The sequence below is a fragment of the Thermococcus sp. GR5 genome, assembly GCF_012027535.1.
Lineage (GTDB): Archaea > Methanobacteriota_B > Thermococci > Thermococcales > Thermococcaceae > Thermococcus > Thermococcus onnurineus.
This window is the reverse complement of sequence record NZ_SNUN01000004.1, coordinates 44,128-63,267: the sequence shown is the minus strand read 5'-3', so window position 1 is coordinate 63,267 and position 19,140 is coordinate 44,128. Positions and strand designations below refer to the sequence as shown.

Annotated in this window: 20 protein-coding genes; 6 read left to right on the top strand and 14 right to left on the bottom strand. The window is 53.1% G+C overall.

The window, feature by feature from the left end; genetic code table 11:
• Positions 1 to 74 precede the first annotated feature (74 nt).
• Positions 75 to 668, top strand: a complete 594-nt coding sequence (locus E3E33_RS05090; RefSeq protein ID WP_167710957.1) for a hypothetical protein — start codon at positions 75 to 77, stop codon at positions 666 to 668.
• Here E3E33_RS05090 and E3E33_RS05085 read toward each other — a convergent pair.
• From E3E33_RS05085 to pyrB, 3 genes are read right to left on the bottom strand one after another with little or no spacing between them, the layout of a single operon-like run.
• Positions 645 to 2,207 carry a D-glucuronyl C5-epimerase family protein gene (locus tag E3E33_RS05085; RefSeq protein WP_240912032.1) on the bottom strand — a complete coding sequence of 521 codons (1,563 nt, stop codon included), beginning with the start codon at positions 2,205 to 2,207 and terminating at the stop codon, positions 645 to 647. The genes E3E33_RS05090 and E3E33_RS05085 overlap by 24 nt on opposite strands.
• 47 nt (positions 2,208 to 2,254) lie before the next feature.
• Positions 2,255 to 2,710, bottom strand: a complete 456-nt coding sequence (gene pyrI / locus E3E33_RS05080; RefSeq protein WP_167710874.1) for an aspartate carbamoyltransferase regulatory subunit — start codon at positions 2,708 to 2,710, stop codon at positions 2,255 to 2,257.
• Between the two features lie 2 nt (positions 2,711 to 2,712).
• Positions 2,713 to 3,645 (bottom strand): aspartate carbamoyltransferase, encoded by a 933-nt coding sequence (gene pyrB / locus E3E33_RS05075; RefSeq protein ID WP_012572399.1) that lies wholly within the window; start codon positions 3,643 to 3,645, stop codon positions 2,713 to 2,715.
• Between the two features lie 119 nt (positions 3,646 to 3,764).
• Here pyrB and E3E33_RS05070 point away from each other — a divergent pair, with 119 nt between their 5' ends.
• Genes E3E33_RS05070 through E3E33_RS05060 form a run of 3 tightly spaced genes read left to right on the top strand, consistent with a single transcriptional unit; the run spans position 3,765 to position 5,345 of the window.
• Entirely contained in the window at positions 3,765 to 4,655 is an 891-nt protein-coding gene (locus E3E33_RS05070; protein ID WP_167710873.1) for a thiamine-phosphate synthase family protein, read from the top strand.
• Complete coding sequence (locus E3E33_RS05065) at positions 4,652 to 4,945, top strand: VanZ family protein (protein ID WP_167710872.1); 294 nt, start codon at positions 4,652 to 4,654, stop codon at positions 4,943 to 4,945. Before E3E33_RS05070 ends, E3E33_RS05065 begins: the two co-directional genes overlap by 4 nt.
• Positions 4,932 to 5,345, top strand: a complete 414-nt coding sequence (locus E3E33_RS05060) for a secondary thiamine-phosphate synthase enzyme YjbQ (RefSeq protein ID WP_012572396.1) — start codon at positions 4,932 to 4,934, stop codon at positions 5,343 to 5,345. The genes E3E33_RS05065 and E3E33_RS05060 overlap by 14 nt, the downstream gene beginning before the upstream one ends.
• A gap of 188 nt (positions 5,346 to 5,533) precedes the next feature.
• Here E3E33_RS05060 and E3E33_RS05055 read toward each other — a convergent pair whose 3' ends face one another.
• Both E3E33_RS05055 and E3E33_RS05050 read right to left on the bottom strand, forming a co-directional pair.
• The gene (locus E3E33_RS05055; RefSeq protein WP_012572395.1) at positions 5,534 to 5,776 is read right to left on the bottom strand and encodes a PLDc N-terminal domain-containing protein; all 243 of its coding nucleotides are present in this window, start codon (positions 5,774 to 5,776) and stop codon (positions 5,534 to 5,536) included.
• A gap of 89 nt (positions 5,777 to 5,865) precedes the next feature.
• Positions 5,866 to 7,212 (bottom strand): cyclic 2,3-diphosphoglycerate synthase, encoded by a 1,347-nt coding sequence (locus E3E33_RS05050; protein ID WP_012572394.1) that lies wholly within the window; start codon positions 7,210 to 7,212, stop codon positions 5,866 to 5,868.
• 208 nt (positions 7,213 to 7,420) lie between these two features.
• Between E3E33_RS05050 and E3E33_RS05045 the strand changes: the two genes are divergently transcribed.
• Positions 7,421 to 7,876: an alanyl-tRNA editing protein gene (locus E3E33_RS05045; RefSeq protein WP_167710871.1), complete on the top strand. Its 456-nt coding sequence runs from the start codon at positions 7,421 to 7,423 to the stop codon at positions 7,874 to 7,876.
• A 59-nt stretch (positions 7,877 to 7,935) separates the two neighbouring features.
• On the opposite strand, the gene E3E33_RS05040 is transcribed toward E3E33_RS05045, so the two are convergent.
• Positions 7,936 to 8,724, bottom strand: a complete 789-nt coding sequence (locus E3E33_RS05040; RefSeq protein ID WP_012572392.1) for an extradiol dioxygenase — start codon at positions 8,722 to 8,724, stop codon at positions 7,936 to 7,938.
• 113 nt (positions 8,725 to 8,837) lie between these two features.
• Here E3E33_RS05040 and E3E33_RS05035 point away from each other — a divergent pair, with 113 nt between their 5' ends.
• Positions 8,838 to 9,119 carry a hypothetical protein gene (locus tag E3E33_RS05035; protein ID WP_148202374.1) on the top strand — a complete coding sequence of 94 codons (282 nt, stop codon included), beginning with the start codon at positions 8,838 to 8,840 and terminating at the stop codon, positions 9,117 to 9,119.
• On the opposite strand, the gene thrC is transcribed toward E3E33_RS05035, so the two are convergent.
• The 8 genes from thrC to mre11 are packed head-to-tail and all read right to left on the bottom strand — an operon-like array spanning position 9,103 to position 19,137.
• Positions 9,103 to 10,236: a threonine synthase gene (gene thrC, locus E3E33_RS05030; protein WP_167710870.1), complete on the bottom strand. Its 1,134-nt coding sequence runs from the start codon at positions 10,234 to 10,236 to the stop codon at positions 9,103 to 9,105. The two genes, E3E33_RS05035 and thrC, sit on opposite strands and share 17 nt — an antisense overlap.
• A gap of 7 nt (positions 10,237 to 10,243) precedes the next feature.
• Positions 10,244 to 11,332, bottom strand: coding sequence for a hypothetical protein (locus E3E33_RS05025; protein ID WP_167710869.1), 1,089 nt, complete (start codon positions 11,330 to 11,332; stop codon positions 10,244 to 10,246).
• A gap of 39 nt (positions 11,333 to 11,371) precedes the next feature.
• Complete coding sequence (gene psmB / locus E3E33_RS05020; protein ID WP_167710868.1) at positions 11,372 to 11,974, bottom strand: archaeal proteasome endopeptidase complex subunit beta; 603 nt, start codon at positions 11,972 to 11,974, stop codon at positions 11,372 to 11,374.
• Positions 11,975 to 12,009: 35 nt separating this feature from the next.
• Entirely contained in the window at positions 12,010 to 12,732 is a 723-nt protein-coding gene (locus E3E33_RS05015) for an ABC transporter ATP-binding protein (RefSeq protein ID WP_167710956.1), read from the bottom strand.
• Positions 12,732 to 13,748, bottom strand: a complete 1,017-nt coding sequence (locus tag E3E33_RS05010) for an iron ABC transporter permease (RefSeq protein WP_167710867.1) — start codon at positions 13,746 to 13,748, stop codon at positions 12,732 to 12,734. Before E3E33_RS05010 ends, E3E33_RS05015 begins: the two co-directional genes overlap by 1 nt.
• Positions 13,749 to 13,788: 40 nt before the next feature.
• Positions 13,789 to 15,123 (bottom strand): DNA double-strand break repair nuclease NurA, encoded by a 1,335-nt coding sequence (gene nurA / locus E3E33_RS05005; protein ID WP_167710866.1) that lies wholly within the window; start codon positions 15,121 to 15,123, stop codon positions 13,789 to 13,791.
• The gene (gene rad50, locus E3E33_RS05000) at positions 15,116 to 17,770 is read right to left on the bottom strand and encodes a DNA double-strand break repair ATPase Rad50 (protein ID WP_167710865.1); all 2,655 of its coding nucleotides are present in this window, start codon (positions 17,768 to 17,770) and stop codon (positions 15,116 to 15,118) included. Before rad50 ends, nurA begins: the two co-directional genes overlap by 8 nt.
• Positions 17,767 to 19,137: a DNA double-strand break repair protein Mre11 gene (gene mre11, locus E3E33_RS04995; RefSeq protein ID WP_167710864.1), complete on the bottom strand. Its 1,371-nt coding sequence runs from the start codon at positions 19,135 to 19,137 to the stop codon at positions 17,767 to 17,769. Before mre11 ends, rad50 begins: the two co-directional genes overlap by 4 nt.
• Positions 19,138 to 19,140 lie beyond the last annotated feature (3 nt).

Genomic DNA, 19,140 nt, shown 5'->3' with positions numbered 1-19,140 from the left:
TTGTCCTCGCGAGTGTTTCATATTGGGAACAAAAATTTATAAATTGTGGAACAAACTTCGGGCTGGTGATGAGGATGAGGAGTCTCAAGCCCAAGGAGATAGCGGTAATAGGAATTATGCTCGGTCTTTCGCTGATGCTTGAGGTCATGCCAATAGAGATGCCCACCATATGGGGCATGAAGATAGACCTCGTTGCAGTCCCGATAGTTATGGTCTACCTCCTCGTGGGTTTCACCGGAGGACTGATAGCGCTTTTCCTGCTCTTCGTTGGGCTGAGTATAATTTCCCCGTCAAGCTGGCTCGGAGCCAGTATGAAGGCCACCGCGACCCTGGCGGTTCTGGTTGGCCTTGAAATAGCGAAGAGAGCAACGCGCTTTGACATCGAGAGTGCATCCCCAAACAGAATTGTCCTCTTCGCCATCGTCGGCTTTCTCGCCGGAATAGCCATCAGGATACCTCTCATGGTGGCTCTCAACTACTACTACGCCCTCCCCATATGGCTCGGCGTTCCGAGGGAGGCAGTGATAAGCACCGTTGAGGAGTGGACGGGTGTTCCCTTCTGGGTTGCGATAGGGCTTCCAAACGCGGTACAGAGCGCCATTGACGTTTTCGTTGGTCTGGCGGCAACGCTGCCCGTGTTGAGGTCACTTCCCCATCTCCTTGAGTAGCCGGGGAATGTTCTCTGGCTCTAGTCCTCTTTCTTTTAGATATTCGTTCCACTTCTTCGCGTACTCCAGGAAGATCTCGTCGCCTGTTTTCATGTAGAGCCAGATGAGGAGCTTTATGTGCAGCCTGTGGTAGAACTCGCTCGAGGAGTCGTAGATGCTCGCGTACCTGCTCCAGTCCCCGGTGTCAAAGCCGGGCAGGGCTTTTTTGACGCTCATTGCACCCTCCCAGAAGAGATTGTAAGCCCTCTCGTCACCGGTGACTTTCCAGTAGTGGTACAGCCCCTGGAGAGCTATTATATGGCCGTTCAGAACGAGTTGCTCCGGGTGGTAGTTGTACTCCAAGTACCAGGGGCCATATTTCGTCTGGACAACGAAGCCGTTCTGATCGAGCGGGAGGTCGAATGAGTTCAGGAAGAGCCTTGCGGTTTCGAGATAAGTTTCGTTTCCGGTGAGGTTGTATGCCAGTGCATAAAGCCCTGCCGCCATGCCCTGGGCGTAGCCTGAAACCCACGGGACGCTCGCGTTCTGGAAGTGGAAATAGATGTGGAAGACAGCGTATTCGGTGCCTCTGTACCTTCCGTAGGTGGCGAACGGAAGAAGCTCGTCTAGGATTTCGAGCATGGCCTCGTAATCGCCTCTCTTGTAGTATATCTCCGTCCAGTGGAGTGCCGAGACCGGGTATAAGTTGAAGCCCCTCGCGGTGTAGTAGATGAAGGGTAGCCTGCTCCAAATCGGGCCGTCAGCGACTTTGAGTGCCCCGTAATACGGGGAGTCATTGAAGAAAACAAGGATCATGTCTTTCCTTCCCGGCTCGCTCCAGTGGGAATAGTAATAATCCGTGGCCCTGAGGCCCAGAACTAGAGTTCTGACTGCGGGCCCATCGAGGCTGCCAAGCTTGGCCATCTGGCCAAGTGTTTTGATGTGGTAGCTTAAATCCCTGTATGCCTGGAGGTAGCTCGGGTTCCCGGTTTCCTTCCATAAGTTAAAGTACTTCTCCCTCAGCTCTTTGTTGACCGTGAGCTCGGTAGGAAAGCCTGCCCGCGCGAGGGTATCCCCTACAGCTGTAGAATCCTCGAGAAATATGGTGGTCGGCACGTCCCGGCCGATGACGCCGCTGAGCTTTTCGTCGAGCCTCATGACAAAGATGCCCGGCTCGTGAACGGGCTCCAGCGTTATCAGGTAGGTCTTTCCGGCCTCTGTGCTTACGGTTACTTCTCCACTGACATCAAATTCAATGCCGTTCCAGTTGATTGCCCATCCTTTAATCTTGAACACAACCCTTCCGGGCGCTCCAGTGTATGCCAGCATCGGAACGTTGGTCTCGTTTATCTTTGCATCACCGATCTCAATATTAAAAAGGGCCATCTCAAAGGCGGCGTTTTTGTTTTCGATCATTGCGTATATCATAATATCTCCATCGTTTTTTGTGATCTGGGTTCCGAGGGGGCCTGTCTTTGATGGGCTCCCCCTGTAAACGAATCCTACTATGCTCACGATGAGAATGAACGCAATTACTAACGCGGCGATGGCTCTTTTCATACCACTCACAATTAAAAAATAAAGGGGACATGGATTATAAGCCTTTCTCAGAGGTTGCTCAGAATCTCACTTTCCTCCATCGTCCTCTCGCAGTAATGGCAGCGCACCTTCAGAGGCTCCCTTGAGACGACGTAGAACTTCGAAGTGACGTATTCGTGGTTGCTGACGCAGTTGGGATTGGCGCAGCGGAGGATTCCCACTATTTCGTCCGGAATCTCCACGTTGAACTTCTCCGCCACCCCATAGTCCCTCACGATGTTAACCGTGGCGGTTGGCGCGATAAGCGATATCTTGTTGACCTCTTCCTCGCTCAGGAACTTGCCCTCGATTTTAACGATGTCCTTCTTGCCTAGCTTCTTGCTGTGGACATTCGAGGCAAGGAGCAAAACTCCCCCGTTAGGCCTGCTTAGGTGGAGTATCTTGATGACCTTGAGGCCCTTTCCGGCCGGAATATGGTCTATAACGGTTCCTTCCTTAATAGCGGTGACCTTGAGCTCGGCCATCTTTATCCCTCCAGAACTCCAAGAGTGAGTCCGAGCAAAGCCATTCTAACCGGAACGCCCGAGAAGACCTGGCGGAAGTAGAGGGCGTGGGGTGTCCTGTCAACCTCTGGATGTATCTCGTCGACCCTTGGGAGCGGGTGCATTATCTTGAGGCTCTCCTTTGCGTTCTTCAGAACGGCGCAGTTCACCTGATAGCTCCCCTTGACCTTGAGGTACTCCTGTTCGTCGGGGAAGCGCTCCCTCTGGATCCTCGTCACATATAGGACGTCCAGCTCGGGAACCGTTCCCTCTAGGTCTGTCGTCTCATGGACCTTAACGCCCTTCTCGCGTAGCTCCTCGACTATATGCTTGGGCATTCTGAGGAGTTCCGGTGAGATGAGGTAAAGCTCGACGTCGTAGAAAGCTAAAGCCTCCGCCAGACTATGCACTGTTCTCCCGTACTTCAAATCACCGAGAAGGCCTATTCTGAGGCCGTCTATCCTCCCGAAGGCGCGCTTTATAGTGTAGAGGTCGAGAAGAGTCTGCGTGGGGTGCTGGTTGCTTCCATCGCCGGCATTGATGACGGGGATTTCAGCCACTTCGGCGGCTAGTCTTGCCGCACCCTCCATCGGGTGGCGTATAACTATTACGTCGCTGTACTGCTCAACTGTTTTTATGGTGTCGGCTAAACTCTCTCCCTTTTTGACGCTCGTGCTTGCCGCGGAGGAGAATCCTATCACAGAGCCTCCGAGGCGATGCATTGCGCTCTCGAAGCTAAGCCTCGTCCTCGTCGATGGCTCGAAGAAGAGCGTGGCTAAAATCTTGCCCCTCGCGTACTCAAGATGGCCTTTCTTGTTAAGTCTCTCTTCAAGCCTTTCGGCAATCTTCAAAACAAACTCGATGTCTTCCTTGGAGAAGTCCCTAACGCTTATCACGTCGCGCCCTTTCCATTCCATAAGTGCCCTTCTGATGTAAAAATTGATGAGTTTTTAAACATTTTTTGACATAAATTTGTTGACAGTAATGCTTTAAACTCTGGTTCGAATTTTCAATAACCGGGTTTTAGGGTGGTAGCATGAGGACGCCGAGCCTCTATATTGCCGAGGAACTCATGCCGTTCCTCAGGGCCAAGATAGCTGAAAGCCTGTACAAAAGCGGCATGAAGCAGGTTCAGATTGCCGAGTACCTCGGTATAACTCAGGCGATGGTGAGCAAGTATCTTGCCAGTAAGTACAAAGTCCCGCCAAAGGAAGTCGCGGGCGAGCTTGAAAAGCTGGCCTCAGAAGTGTCAAAGCTCATACTCTTCGGGGGAAGCAGAGAAGACGCCATAGTTCTCACCTCCCGCAGGCTCTTCGAGCTCTTCCAGAATGGCCTTCTGTGCAGGTTCTATGCTGAGTATGCAGGAGTAAGTGAGGAATCCTGCCGCTCGCTCTTCTCGGCCCAGCCCGCTAGGGGAGAAATCCTTGAAATGCTCAGTCTGGCCCTCAACGAATTGCTTAGAGATGAGACGTTCCCCTCGCTGATTCCTGAGGTTAGGAGCAACTTCGCCTATGCTCTTCCCAACCCAAGAGGCTCGGAGGACGTTGCTGCTATCCCGGGTAGGATAACCTCCGTCAAAGGGAAATCCTTCGCACTGCCCCCAGAGTTCGGTGCAAGCAGCTTTACAGCCGGGATACTCGTTGAACTTGGAAAAATACGGCCTGAAATCAGGAGCGTCCTGAACATAAGGTACGGTGAGGATGTGGAGAATGCCCTCAAAAAGGCTGGCTTTAAGGTTGCAAGGGTTAAAACCGGTGGACTGAGTGAGGATGAGGCTATTAAGAGGATCGCAGCGGTTTTCAAGGATGGAGTCTACGAGGCCGTCATCGACGAGGGTGGCTTCGGTGTCGAGCCCGTCGTTTACTTCTTCGGGAAAGACCCCGTCGAGGTTGTAGAGAAGCTCAAAAGGCTGGTGGGACTCCTTTGAGGCGAAAACTCCTTGCTTTTTATATACTTCTGCTCATCTTCCTCAATCTAACCCCTAGGATTCCTTCCGCTCCGGTTGAAAATGGCGACAAGCTCGCACACTTTGCCGAGTTCCTAATTCTAGGTTTTCTGGGCTGGCCTCTCTGGCGTTACCTCACTCCCCTGCCATTTCTCCTTGAGTTTCTCCAGCTATTCGTCCCGGGCAGGACTTTCTCGCCCTACGACATGGCCGCAAACCTAATAGGCTTTACCCTTGGAGTTCTCTTTGGGTGGTGGTATGAAGGTCGTTAAGAAAGAGCTCCGTTTCTCAACGAAGGGTGAAATTGATCTCATTGACATAACTCATGATGTCGAGAGAATTGTCGAGGAGTCAGGAATAAAGAACGGCCAGGTTCTTGTCTTTGTTCCTGGTGCAACTGGGGCAATAGTGACGATAGAGCACGAGTCAGGTCTCTTGGAGGACTTCAGGAGGGCCCTGAGGGAGCTGGTACCCAAAGGTAAAGACTACCTCCATGACAGAATCGACGACAACGCTCACTCTCACCTGAGGGCAACCCTGCTCGGCGCGAGCGAGTGCTTCCCCGTCGCTGACGGCAGGCTCCTCCGGGGAACGTGGCAGCAAATATTTTTCGTTGAGCTCGACGTGAGGCCAAGGAGGAGAAGGGTGATAGTTCAGGTCTTGGGTGAGTGATTTATAAAGGCTGAGAACTCATCTTTTCAACCATTTATGAACCTTGAGAAGAGCAAGTTCTAATTATAAGGGGGTAATAACCCGCCCAAGTTCATTGACTCCGCCTTCGGCGGTGCTCCCCGGGCAGAGGTAGTTGGTCGTCATACCTAAAAGGCTTCCGGTCAGTAAACCGGAATGTCATCGTTGGATTAGGGACTTTCCTCCCTCGGCTCCTCGTACTTGTGGCTGGACTTAACGATAACGTAGTAGATTATCGCGCCTATTATTCCGAGAAAGAGCGCTACAATGATCCATACCACCTTCTCAACGTCGGGCATACGTTTCTGGTTAACCAGCACGTCGTAGATCACCCACACAATCGCGACAAGGCCTAAAATGCCCAAAATCCATCCAAATCCCCATAGTGCAAAAAATATTCCTGATCCTATCATGGCATTCACCAAAGATTGAGTGGGTCTCTTTTTATAAAAAGATTACTTTTGGCTAATAGTATGGAAAAGAAAACGGGAGATTAAGAAGCTCACTTCTTGAGCTTCTCGCACTTCTCGACGAACTCCTTGAGAACATCCTTGAGCTTCGGCTCGCCGATCTCCTCAAGCTCGTACCTGACCCTGACGGCCGGCTTGTTGAGCTTCATGACGCGGCGGAGGTCGATGGGGGTACCCATGATGACGACGTCAGCGTCGGCCCTGTTGATGGTCTCCTCGAGCTCCTTGATCTGCTTGGCACCGTAGCCCATGGCCGGCAGGATAACGTCAAGGTGGCTGTACTTCTTGTAGGTGTCAACGATTGAACCGACGGCGTAGGGCCTCGGGTCGACTATCTCGGCCGCGCCGTACTTCTTGGCGGCGATGTAACCGGCACCGTACTTCATGCCGCCGTGGGTGAGGGTCGGACCGTCCTCAACGACGAGAACGCGCTTGCCCTTGATGAGCTCCGGCTTGTCCACGTAGAGGGGTGAAGCTCCATCGATGACGATGGCGTTCGGGTTGACCTTCTCGATGCTCTCTCTGACCTTCTGGATGTCGTCCCTGTTGGCGGTGTCTATCTTGTTGATGATTATGACGTCAGCGGCCCTGAAGTTGGTCTCACCTGGGTGGTACTTGAGCTCGTGGCCTGGCCTGTGCGGGTCGGTGACGACTATCCAGAGGTCAGGCTCGTAGAACGGGAAGTCGTTGTTTCCGCCGTCCCAGAGGATTATGTCAGCCTCCTTCTCGGCCTCGCGGAGTATCTTCTCGTAATCAACACCTGCGTAGACAACCATGCCCCTGTCGATGTATGGCTCGTACTCTTCCCTCTCCTCGATGGTGCACTCGTGCTTGTCGAGGTCCTCGTAGCTGGCGAAGCGCTGGACGACCTGCTTCCTAAGGTCGCCGTAGGGCATCGGGTGTCTTATAGCGACGACCTTGTATCCCATCTCCTGAAGTATTTGGGCAACCTTTCTGCTGGTCTGGCTCTTTCCACAGCCGGTTCTGACGGCGGTAACCGCTATGACCGGCTTGCTGGACTTGAGCATGGTGCTCTTTGGACCGAGGAGCCAGAAGTCGGCGCCAGCGGAGTGAGCGCGAGAGGCTAGATGCATGACGTGCTCGTGGGAGACGTCTGAGTAGGCGAAGACAACGATATCAATGTTGTGCTCCTTGATTATCTTCTCAAGGTCGTCCTCGCTCCATATCGGTATTCCGTTCGGGTAGAGCTCGCCGGCAAGCTCGGGTGGGTAGAGTCTACCCTCTATGTCGGGAATCTGGGTTGCGGTGAAAGCAACGACTTCGTACTCGGGGTTGTCCCTGAAGAAGACGTTGAAGTTGTGGAAGTCCCTTCCGGCGGCACCGAGAATGAGTACCCTTTTTCTCTTCTTTTCAGCCATGTTAACCACCTCAAAAGTTTTTAGGTTGGCACTGATGTATCGTTCTTGACAGTTATAACGGTTTTTGTTGAATAATGCAAGTTCCTTGCGGGAATTATTCGATGGGGGCATTTATGAACTGAAAAACATTCAAATCAGACTGAATAATCCCTGTTTCAGTTTACCCGTAGCTTTAATAAACATATATTCCAACCTATTAGGGTGCCTTATGGAGCCAGTTGAGGTTAGAGCTCACACTGCCCTCCACGTGGTCAAGGGTGCGGTCGTTAAAGTTCTTGGCGAGGGTGCTAAGTGGACGACGAGCGTTTATGTTGGTGGGGACCATGGAAGGTTAACCGTCAAGTTCGACAGGAAACTAACTCCTGAGGAAGTAGCAGAGATTGAGCGCCTCGCCAATGAGAAGGTAAAAGAAAACGTTCCAATTCACATCTATGAGCTTCCGAGGAATGAGGCCGAAAAAAGATTTGGTGAGGATATGTACGACCTCTTTCCGATACTGCCGGAGGTCAAAACGCTCAAGGTTGCCGTCATCGAGGACTGGAACGTAAATGCTTGCAAGGAGGAACACACGGCAACGACGGGCGAAATAGGGAGGATAAAGATAAGGAAGGTTCGCTTTAGGAAGAGCAAGGAGCTTTTGGAGATAAGCTTTGACGTGCTCTGAGTCTGTGTACTGCTACTTCCAAGCGTATATAAAGGGCTGTGTATTTGAGATGCACAAACTCAGGGTCTCACGTAGAGCGCCGCCCCCATACCGAAGTAGCTCGGGCAGGCGTAGGCGGTGATTTTGAGCTCCATTGGAACCTTTCTCAGCGAGCCGAGCATTATCAACAGCTGCCAGTAGCTGTCGGGCAGGGCCTTTCTTATGAGCTCATCGTCGATGTTCAGAAGCTCTTCCAGTCTGTCCTCGCGAATGAGCCCCATAATGAGTTCGTCATACTCCTTCGATTCGGGGGCGTATCCATAGGGGCCGTTTGGATCGTGAGCGTGCCCATGGTCGGCGCTGATTATAAGGGCGACCTTCTTCTCGTAGTCTTCGAGAACCTCGGCAAGAACCTCGCCGAAGCGGACTAGGGTTTCCCTCGGCACTTTCCTCGCCGGCGTTACGAGGACAAGCGGCCTCTTTTCGAGAAAGTGGAGTGGTATTAGTTCTCCCCACGTCAGCGGGAAGCGGGAATACTCGCCGCTCAGGGCAGCGAAGTTGATGTCAACCACCGGAATGCCTTTGGCTTTAGCCTTCTCGTAGATCCTTCCCGCCAACTCGCGGTCAGTGTCGTATTCTCCTGGAAGCTCAACGCCCGCAAAACCGAGCCACGAAACGAGGTGTTCGGTCATTATAATGCCGAGATGGTCGCTCATTCTGACGTTGTGCGGGCTGACCAGAACGTAAGCTTCCGCTCCAGAGAATGTCCTTCCGATTTCCTTCAGCGTCTCGGCGAGCTTTTTCGTCTTTTTATCCTTCGGGTCAAGAACGTCGTTGCCGTGGGGCATCATGGCGACTCCGCTGAGCATTGCCACCACCGGTTTCGAAGTATCCTGGTCGATTTATAGGCCTTGCTGCATATTGATGTGCCCTAGTGTCCTTGTTCAAAAGCTTTTTAAACTTTTACTTGAAAGTAAAAGTGGTGTTGCCGATGGATTTCGCGCTCTTCATGGAGCGCTACGGCTACGAGATTCTCCTTCGTGTCATGATTCTATCGGCGTTTGGGATAATAGCTGGTCTCTTCGCGTTTTGGGGCTATTTCACCGGTGGAATAGCCCCTCTACTCGTGGGAGTGTATGCCTTTCTGATGGCCGGCATGGCGAAGCTCTACCTGTTCCTCTTCGCTGAGAATCCTAGGAAAATGGAGAGTGAGAACGAGCTGAACAGGGAGAGGGGCAGGAAATTCTTTATGAATCGCTTTTGAGACATCCCTCAAGCTTTTCAAGCTCGCACTCCCTAACGCTTCTCCCTTCTATCTGGGAAATGGTTTTCAGGCCGGAACCGGTGAGGATTGAGACAACTTTCGCTTCCTCGGGGATGTTGAGCTTTTTGAGGGCGGCTATTCCTGTCGCGCTTGAGGGCTGGACGAAGAAGCCTTCTTCGGCGAGTCTCTTTTGTGCCTCTAAAATCTCTTCGTCGCTAACAGTCACGCACTTTCCGCCCAGCTCACGGAGGAGCTTAAGGACGACGTTCCCGCTTGGGGGATAAGGATTCTCTATGGCATGGGCTATCGTCCGTGGAGTCTCAAAGCGCTCTATCCTCTCTTTCCCTTCAGAGAAAGCCCTGCATATAGGCGAGCAGCCCTCTGCCTGAACCGCTATGAGCGTTGGGATCTTGTCAATCAGTCCGCTCGCGAAGAGCTCGAGAAAGCCCTTTGCTATTCCTCTGAAAAGTCCGCCAGATGAGGTCGGAATCAGAACGTAGTCGGGCGTTAGCTCCTCGGCGATTTCGAAGGCGATGCTCTTATACCCCTCCACTCTGAAGGGGTTGTCCGAGTTCATGAAATAGATGCCGAGCTCTTCTCCGAGTTCCAGACTCTCGAAGTAGAGCCTTCCGTAGTCGCCCATTACTCTTATCACGTCGGCTCCGTAGACGGATACGGCCTTGAGCTTCTCATCGCTCGCGCTCCCTGAGACGAGTATCCTGGCTTTCAGGCCCGCTCTTGCGGCGTAGGCTGCAACGCTCGCCGCCATGTTGCCGGTCGATACAGTCCCAACGGCTTTGTAGCCGACCTTAACTGCGTAGCTCATCGCCAAAAACGTCCCCCTATCCTTGAAGCTCCACGTTGGATTGGCTGTCTCGTTCTTGAGGTAGAGCTTTACGCCGAGCTCTTTGCCGAGCCTTGACCTAATCAGTGGAGTGTCCCCCTCACCGAGGCTCAGCTCGAGGTTTGGCTCGACCGGCCAGAAGTCGTAAAAGCGCTCCCAGACACTCTTTGCTATGTACGGCTCGCCATGGAAGAGCTCGAACTCAACGGGCTCGCCGCACTCACACCTCTGAACGGGTTCGGTGTACTCCTTCCCACACATTGGGCACTTCATCTTCACACTACTCCCTCCTCTCGGCGATGAGGAGAACGGAATCCCCCTCAATCCTTATCGTGTAGTTCGCGTAGGCGTTGCCTTTGGCCAGCTTCTCGAGGGCCTCTCCAAAGGCTTTCGCGCTCTCTTCGTTGGAGAAGACTACCTTCCACTGGAGAAGATAGCCGCTTGCGTTTTGAGTCAAAAGCAGTCTGTCGCCACGCCAGGCCGAGGAAATACTCCACGCAGTCTTGTTGTCGTAGCCGTGGTCTCTCAGGAGGATGTAAACGTAGAACTCGCCCATCCTGTCGTCCTTCAGAACCCGAGAGCTCTCCGGAATGCTCAGGGTGACGTTTACCGGCGCAATGTTCTCAAGGTAAAGCTCAGGGTGCATAACCTGCTGGGTTGAGATAGGATAGCGGCTGTAGGCTTCATTCACAAGCTCCCAGTTACCTTTCTCGTAGAGGTACCTCACAAACCTGTCACCAAAGAAGTAGGAGAATATGTTGATGTCCGTGAGCGGATTCTCGCTCAGGGAGCGTATCTTGTGGATTGGAATCCCGTTCCTCTCGCAGTAGAGATCCGCCACAAGATCAGCGTCGCCCTCAACGAGCGCCCGTACAGCTAGAGTTGCATCAAAAGTGTCGGCACTGTATTTGGCGTCGAACCACTGCTTCTGGAGGACATGAACCGACTCGTGGGCTATCGTTCTCTTTGCGACGTCGAGACTGGCCATGAAGTTCTCCTGAATGATATATATCCTGTCTCCCATCGTTGCCGCTATCCAGTTGGCTCTCCTTTCGGTCTCTTCCTTGATGTACTGGTAATCTGGAGGGAGCATCAATGTCATCTTGTAGGTGAGCTCCTCGATTTTCATCCTCTCCACGTCGGCTTTTGAGGGTTTCCACATAGCGAGGGCCTCGCTTTCGGTGATCACTATTATCTGGGGCATCTCCTTGAAGGTGAGGTTCCTTATCTCCTGAACCTGGTCGAGGATTTCATTTACCTGCTCAAGAACGATGTTGGGAGTAACAGTCACCCTTTCGGCCCCGTAGAGTGCAAGAATGAGGAGTAGGATGAGTGTTATTGATACAAGCTGTTGAGTCCCATCTTTCATATGACCAGCTCGAAAAAGGGAATTAAAAAGAGCTTTGGTTCAATCATTGAACTCGACGAACTCCTCCGTTATGCCTTCCTTTGTTATGGCAACGACCTGGATTTTCCTGCTTCCCGTGTAAACGTCCCTCTTTCCGGCGGTTCTTACCGCTCTAACGGCAAGCTCCTTGGCTTCTTCGATGCTCATGTCCTTTTTGTAGCCGTCTTCGAGGACGGCTATCGCGAAGGGGCTTCCTGAACCCGTTGCCGTATAGTCGTCGAATATCAATCCGCCAAGTGGGTCGAGGTTGGCTAAAGTTGGTTCCTCAACGTAGCCGCCGAGGATTATCTGAACCAGGTATGGGAACCACTTGTTCCCGTTGAGGATGTTGCTAAGCAGGTTGGCCATTGCCTTCGTGCTCATTGGTTTGCCCCACGTGAACTGGTAATAGCGTGCCTCTGCCTCGAGCATTCTCGCCAAGGCCTGAACGTCGCCGACGCTCCCGGCGGTTGTTATGGCTATCCTGTCGGTGATCGGGATTATCTTCCTGATGTTGAGCGTTTCGACCATGTGGCCGAGCGAGGCCTGAGTATCGGCCGCGAGGACGATACCGTCCTTGGCCTTTATTCCCACAGTGGTGGTGCCGGTCTTCTTCGTTTCCATTCTCTCACCTCTGCTCCATATTCTCACCGGACGTTTTAAACTTTTGCGAGCTCAGGAAGAACTATCCTGTGGCCGCTTACCTCGACTATTTTGGCTTTCACGCCGTAAACTTCCCCCAGAACTCTCGGGCTCAGCTCTTCGGGCCTTCCCTCCCAGCGCTTCTCTCCTCTGTGGAGGAGAATCAGTCTGTCCGCGTAGCGGAGCGCTAAATTCAGGTCGTGGAGAACCGCTATCACAATTTTCTCATTGCTAAGCTCGCGGAGCAGTTCCATTACCTGGAGTGCATGATTGATATCGAGGTGGGAAGTCGGTTCGTCGAGGAGGATGACGTCGCTGCCCTGAGCTAGGGCCCTCGCTATCAAGGCGAGCTGGTACTCACCACCGCTTAGGTTAGTTATCTGCTCCTTTCTGCGTCCCCACAGGCCCACCTTCTTCAAAGCTCCCTTGACGTCGCCCCTGGTTGCGTAGGTTCCGAGTTCGACGAACTCCTCTATCGTGAAGGCAAACTCCGGATAGGAGCTCTGCGGCACGTAGGTTATCAGCTTCGCTCTTTCCTTGGGCTTGAGGGAGAGGACGTCAATCCCGTTGAGCTTTACGTGGCCGATGGGCTTGAGTATTCCCACCAGGGACTTCAGGAGCGTTGATTTTCCCGCCCCGTTGGGACCGATTATCGCGAGCAGCTCGCCCTTATCTGCACTAAACTCGACGCTCTTCAGTATCTGCCTCTCGCCGTAGGAGAAGGAAACGCTCACATCCATCATGAGTACAGCTCCCCCCTCTTGTGCTTCATCAGGAGGTAGAGGAAGAATGGTGCCCCCATCAGGGCGGTGATTATTCCCACCGGAAGCTCGGTTGGCTTCGCCACGGTTCTCGCGAGAAGGTCAGCCATCACCAGGAGGACCCCACCGAAGAGCGCCGACGCCGGAGTGAGTTCCCTGTGGTTGGGGCCGAGAATGAGACGTACTATGTGGGGACTGACGAGGCCGACGAAGCCGATTATTCCTGCAGTGGAGACGGCAAAGGCAGTTAGAAGTGCTATAACTCCAATGAACAGCTTTCTGTAAAGGTGCACGTCCAGACCGAGCGCTATGCTTTCCTCGCCGAAGAGTATTAGATTCAGCTCGCGCCACCTCGAGAGGAGAAATCCAACCCCAAACAAGGCGATGATGAACATCTCTCCCACGTCGTCCCAGTCAGAGCCATTGAAGGTCCCCATGAGCCACATCCACGTCACGTGGGCCTTTTCCCCCTGACTTATGACGAGGTACCATGTTATCGCACTCGCTAAGAAGCCGTAAGCTATGCCAGCCAGGAGAAGCGTATCGACCGGGATGTGACCGTCAACTTTGGAAACAGAATAAACGACGAAGACAGAGATGATAGCAAAAACCAGTGCAAAAGCTCCCATATGCGCAGGTGCGTATATGGCGGCAAGCGCGGCCCCTATTCCGGCACCAGCACTTACGCCTATTATGTACGGGTCAGCTAGCGGGTTCTTGAAAAGTGCCTGAGAAGCGACTCCAGCCGAGGCCAGGCTCATCCCGACGAGGTAAGCTAGCAGAACCCTGGGCAGGCGGAGCTTCCAGATGATGATGAAGTACTTTGGCTCCTCCCCCGTCTCAATCGAAGGGAATAATCGTGCGAGGACAGATTTTATCCCGTAATATATGCTCCCAGTGACGTCGGAAGGACTCACGTTTACCGAGCCGATGTAAACGCCCAGGAAGCAGGCGATAATGGAGAGGGTTATCAGCGCGGGGAGCCACTTCTTCATGGCCGTGGATTATTTGTCCACCCGTTTAAAGATTTTGGTATCACTCCAGCGGGCTCCTTCCGTACTTCAGGAAGACTCTCAGCTCGGGCGATTCCCTCTTTATTATGTTGAGCAGGGCCGCGAGCTCGGCCTCGAAGGCCTTCTTCTCTATCTTTACTCCTTCATGCGCCCTCTGAAGGGGTCTGAAGTAGCCGTTGCTCTCGTGCCAGAGGATTTCGCTCAAAAGCTCATCGTTAATTTCCCTGTTGCTCTGGAGCAGGTATATAACGCCGCCCTTCATGGTTCTGATGTAGGCCATTGCCACACCCTTCTCGATGTAGTGCTCGACGGTGGGGAAGTGCTTCCTCAGAACCTTTGGCATCCTGTGGCTTATCGCCTTTCCTCCCTGCGTTATGACGTAGTATCCTGCCCGCTCCTCTCCAAAGCGGCTCCTGAGGTAGGCGTCGAGATAGGGGACGTCCACGATGTCTATGCCAAGCTTTTGAGTTATCTTCCTGTTGTAGAAGCTCTTGGCGATGTAGACGAGATTCTTCTTGAGCAGCTTCTCGAGGGAGTAGAGGTACTCAAGGTATCCAAGGACGACATGGACGGCATTTCTGGCGTCGTCAAGGGACAGCTTTTTCTCCTCTCCGTACTCATTCAGAATCTCCCGGAATATTTCTTCGGCGCTCTTCTCGCCTTTGAGGTATGCGTCGAGGGTCTTTCCGGATATCCTGACCCCTCTGTTAGGCAGGGTTGCCGCTAGGTCTCTAACCGGAAATCCCTCCATCGCCTTGTAGAACTCCTCAAAGTCATCAAGCCTCTCATCGGCGAGAATCACTCTCCCGTTGATTTTCCCGCCTTCCTCCAGCCCCTCTTTAAGCTCCGAATAGTGCTCGTCGAGCATCCCTATGAACTTCTTCACGAGGTCTTTGAGGCCTTCCTCCTCGAGAGCGCCCCTTATCGTAGTTATCCCCTTCACACTCTCCGGATAAACCGGAGGCCTCGTGAGCGAGCCGGTAAGCGTACCGTCCATCATGACGTAGTCAACGTTTCCAATCTTCGCCGCGAGGTAGCCGAGCTTGTTCTCAAGGGTTTCCATCTGGAGGCGGATAATCTGGTCCGATATGCCCTGGTTGTATAGCATCGCGTTGGTATAGACGAGTCTGTATGCCGGACCGTTTCCGAATGCATAAGAAGAAACGGCGTAGAATATCGTCCCGCTGAGCCTCTGCTTGCCCTGGCTTCCGTCGACGGCATAAACCCTGCTATTGACCCGCTCCTCTGGAAGCTCACGCCACTCTATATCCTTCAGCTGGTTCTGTGCCTCCGCGTAGCTCCTCTGGAGCATCGCCTTTATCCTGTCGACGCTCGCCCTGTCTATGAGCCTATACACTTAGCTCCACCTCCCTCACGCTCGAAACGCCGTTCTCGAGGCTTACCCGTATCACCCTGTCGGCCGCGTCCTTCAGCTCTTCGTCGTGGGAAACCACGATGACCTGCGGAATCTTTCTGAGGTAGCGCTGCATTATGTCAACGAGCCTTCTCCTTCTCTCGTCGTCGAGGTAGGGCGTTGGCTCGTCGAGTATAAGCAGGCTTATTTCTCCGGCTAGGTAGAGTGAGAGTGCAAGTCTGAACGCCAGGCCGAGGGCAATCCTCTCGCCGCCGCTGAGGAAGCCGAGGCCGTATTCCTTTCCATTGTAGATGACGCCCAGCTTCACCTTGTTTTCCTCGGCCTTGACGGTAACTCCGGAGTACTTCTCCTCCGTCAGCTCCTCGAATATCTCGCTTGCCAGCTCACCGACCTTGGCCAAGGCCCCCTCCTTCAGCATGGCCTTGTAGCGCCTCACTTTCTCCCTGAGGTTCTGCACTCTCTCCCGGGCCTTCTTTAGGTTTTCAAGCCCTTTGATTTTTTCTTTCCTCTCCTCTTTTTCCTCCTTGAGCTTTTTGAGGTTCTCCAGGGTTTCCTTCCGCTTCTTCTCCAGGGCTTCGAGCTGAGCCCTCTTTCCTGCAAGCTCCTCTCTCAATGAGGTGAACCTCTCTCTGGTCCCGGCGTGCTCCTCCGGGCTGTAGAGCTTCTCCTTCTCATTAAGCCTCTTCCTCAGCTCCTCGAGGGAAGAGAACTCTCCCTGAAGCTTCTCTCTTGTCTCTTCCATCTCTTCCTCCGTCCGTTTGAGGCGCTTCTTTTCTCTTTCAAGCTCACTTTCCGCCCCTTTAAGCTCCAGGTACCTCCTGTATATCGGCTCAAGCTCCGAGAGCTTCTCGTCGAGTTCCTTGATGTCAGAGAAGCCGAGTTCTCCGAGTTCATTCTCGAGTTCGGCGAGCTTTTCTTCGATGCTCTTCAGCTTCTTCTCGAGAACTGCCTTCTTTTTCTCGAGGGCTTTGGCTTTTTCAAGCTCGTCCTTCAGGCTTCTGAGCTCGCCTTCGATCTTTCCAAGCTCCCCCTTCAGGTTCTCGTAGTCTTCTGCCTTTTTCTCGAGCTTCTTGAGGTCATAGGACTTGAGCTTCTCCTCGAGCTCCTTTATCTGCTCGAGGAGCTCCCGCTGGGTTATCAGCTCGCGCTCCCCCTTGAGAACCCCCTCGACTTTCACGAGCTCCCGTCTGAGCTTTCTCTCCTGCGAGTCGAGCTCCTTAATCTCCTTGGAGACATCCTTAACCTCGGCTAGGTACCTCTCCATCAGCCCCTTCCTGTGCTCCTCCGTCAGCTCCCTGTTGCAGACCGGGCACTTGCCTTTGGCCTTTTTGAGCTCTATGATGGCCTTGTTCCTCTCGCTGACCCTGTTCTTCAGCTCTCCCCTCTTCTCGTTTATCTCCTCGAGCTCCCTCTGGATTTCTTCCTTCCTCTTTTTGGCAGCCTCAATCTCTGCGGCTAGTCTCTCAATCTCTTCTGGCTCGAGCTTGAGCCTCATTCTCAGCCGATCTAGGTTGGCCTTCAGGGTTTTGGCCTCTTCGTAGGCCTTAACGCTCTCCTCGAGTTCAGCGAGCTTTTTCTTGAGCTCTTCCCTCTTCTTCTCCAGCTCTCCGAGGTGATTCTTCATACCGCTGAGTTCGGCCAGGCGCTCCTCTATGCCTGAAATCTGCACCCTGTAGTTCTCGGCGAGCTTCTCTCCATTTGCCTTTTCATCAACATACTGCTTCCTGAACTCCACCAGCTTGAGATAGAGCTCGGCGCTTCCCTTAAGCTTGTTGGACTCCCTAACCTTCTCTTCCAGCTCCCTAAGGCGGCTCCGGCTCTCTTCGATTCTCTTCTCCAGCTCCTGGAGCTTTGCTTCGAGGGCCTTTACATTCCCTTCCCTCTTCCTGGTCTCGAGTTGGAGAGCGTTGATTTCTTCGGCGAGGGCGTCGAGATCCCTGAGCCTCTTTTCAACGCCTTCCAGCTCCTTTATCAGCTTTGGAATCTCGGGCGAGAGCTCATTTATGACCTTGAGGGTCTCGGCCAGCTCCTTCTCCATGTTTCCAATCAGTTCGTCTATGTTCTCCGTGCTCTTGAGGTAGTCCTCTATCGCCCTTATCCTTGCGTCTATCTCCTTTCTTACCTCGAGCAGGTTCTTGTAGGCGTTCTCGTACCTGTCGAGGCCGAGAACCTGCCTGACAACTTTCTCCCTGCTCTCGTCGCTCTCAAGGATGGCGTCTATCTCACCCTGTCTTATGTAAATCGCGTTGAGGAAGACGTCGTAGGGGACGAGCTTCTCCATCCAGTCCCTTACCTGCTTCTGGCCGCTCTCCAATCCCCTCCAGCTGCTTCCGTCGTGGTACTTGACGAAAGAAAGTCCGCGCGTTATGTTGCGGTGTATCTGGTACTTGACGCCGTCCTTCTCGAAGAAGACTGTGATTTCAGTCGTGGTGCCGCCTATCCTCAGGAAGTCATCCTTCTTCAAGTCTTTCGGCTTGCTCGGCCAGTAGAGGCCTATCAGGAGTGCGTCCAACAGGGAGCTCTTTCCGCTCCCGTTCTGGCCAATTATGAGGTTTATCCCACTCGTGAAGGTTACCTTCGTGAGCTTGTGGGAGCGGAAGTCCTTGATTATGAGCTTTTCTATCTTCATCTCTCACCACCGAGCCAGGCTAAGAGGTCAGAACCCTTCTTAGGCTTGACTTTTGCTTTGGTCTCCTCTTTCTTCTCCACTTTTTCGAGCTTTTTGGCTTCTCTTTTCTCTGAAATTTCATCTTTCTCTGTCGGTTTTTCTTCGTCTTTCAGCTTCTCTTCGGGCTTTTCTCTCGGTTTGTTTTTGGGTTTCTCATCCCAGCCCTCACCGAGGAAGAGCTCAACGACGGCATCAACAGCCTCAAACTTTTTCTCGCCCGTCAGCTCTATGGCTTTCAGCTCGACCGGGAGGAAGTACTCGCTTGGCCTGGGCAGTTCACCACCTTTAGCCGTCTTCAGCTTCCTCTCGAAGCGCGTCCTGATGTAGAGATACTTAACGTCCAGGAGATCACGAAATGTCGAGACATCGAAGGGCCTCTCCCACTTGAGGTCGAGCCTCACAAAGGCCTCGCTCGGGATTTTTGTGCTCAAGCGTTTAATCTCTCTCTTAGCGGTTTCTTCATCTGCCTCTATTCTGATGTCCACGAATGGCCGAACTTTAAGCTCAACGAAACGCGGTTCGAAGTCCTCCACGATGTAAAAGCCCTTTTCGATTCCGGCCTTCGGCTTGAAGGCTCTACCGTCCCAGCGGTATCTGAGCTCGTAGTCGCCAAAGTCCCAGCGCTGGAGGGAGCCGGGATAGACGACCTTCCCGATGTCGTAGTTGGTCTCGAACCTCCTGTGGATGTGGCCGAGGGCATAGTAGACGTAGCCCTTCGGTAAGTCCTCCATCTTCAGCTCGAAGTAGTCGCGCTGGCTCTCGGGAATGACACCCATCATTCTCTCTATGAGCTCCTTGATGCCCTGATGGAGCATGAGGATTGCATCGCTCTCTGGCTTGAAGATATCACTCAACCTATTGCGCTCTAACCAGGCGGCGCTCATGTACTTGAGTCCGTGAATCTCGACACTTTTTCCTCCTCTCTCAAAGACACCCTTGACGAGGTACTTCCCGCCTATCTTCTCGCTCGTCAGGTACTCGTTCTCGACCTTCTCCTCCCTCAGGCCGACGAGGTAAAGGAGGTCGAGGCTTTCGAGGAGGTGATAGGCTGAAATCCTCCTCTGAGTTCTGTCGTGGTTGCCCTCTATGGCGAAGACGGGAATGCCATTCTCTTTTGGAATGCTTAAGATTTCAATGGCTTCCTTTATGGTCTCGGGGCTTGGCCTGCTCTGGTGGAAGAGGTCGCCGGCGATGAGTATGAAATCGACTTTTTCCTCGACGACTTTCTCTATTGTCTCTCTGAAGGCCTGGGCGAACTCTTCAGCCCTGTACGGCAACCTGTACTGTTCGAAGCCCAGATGGATGTCTGCCAGGTGTGCGAACCTCATTCT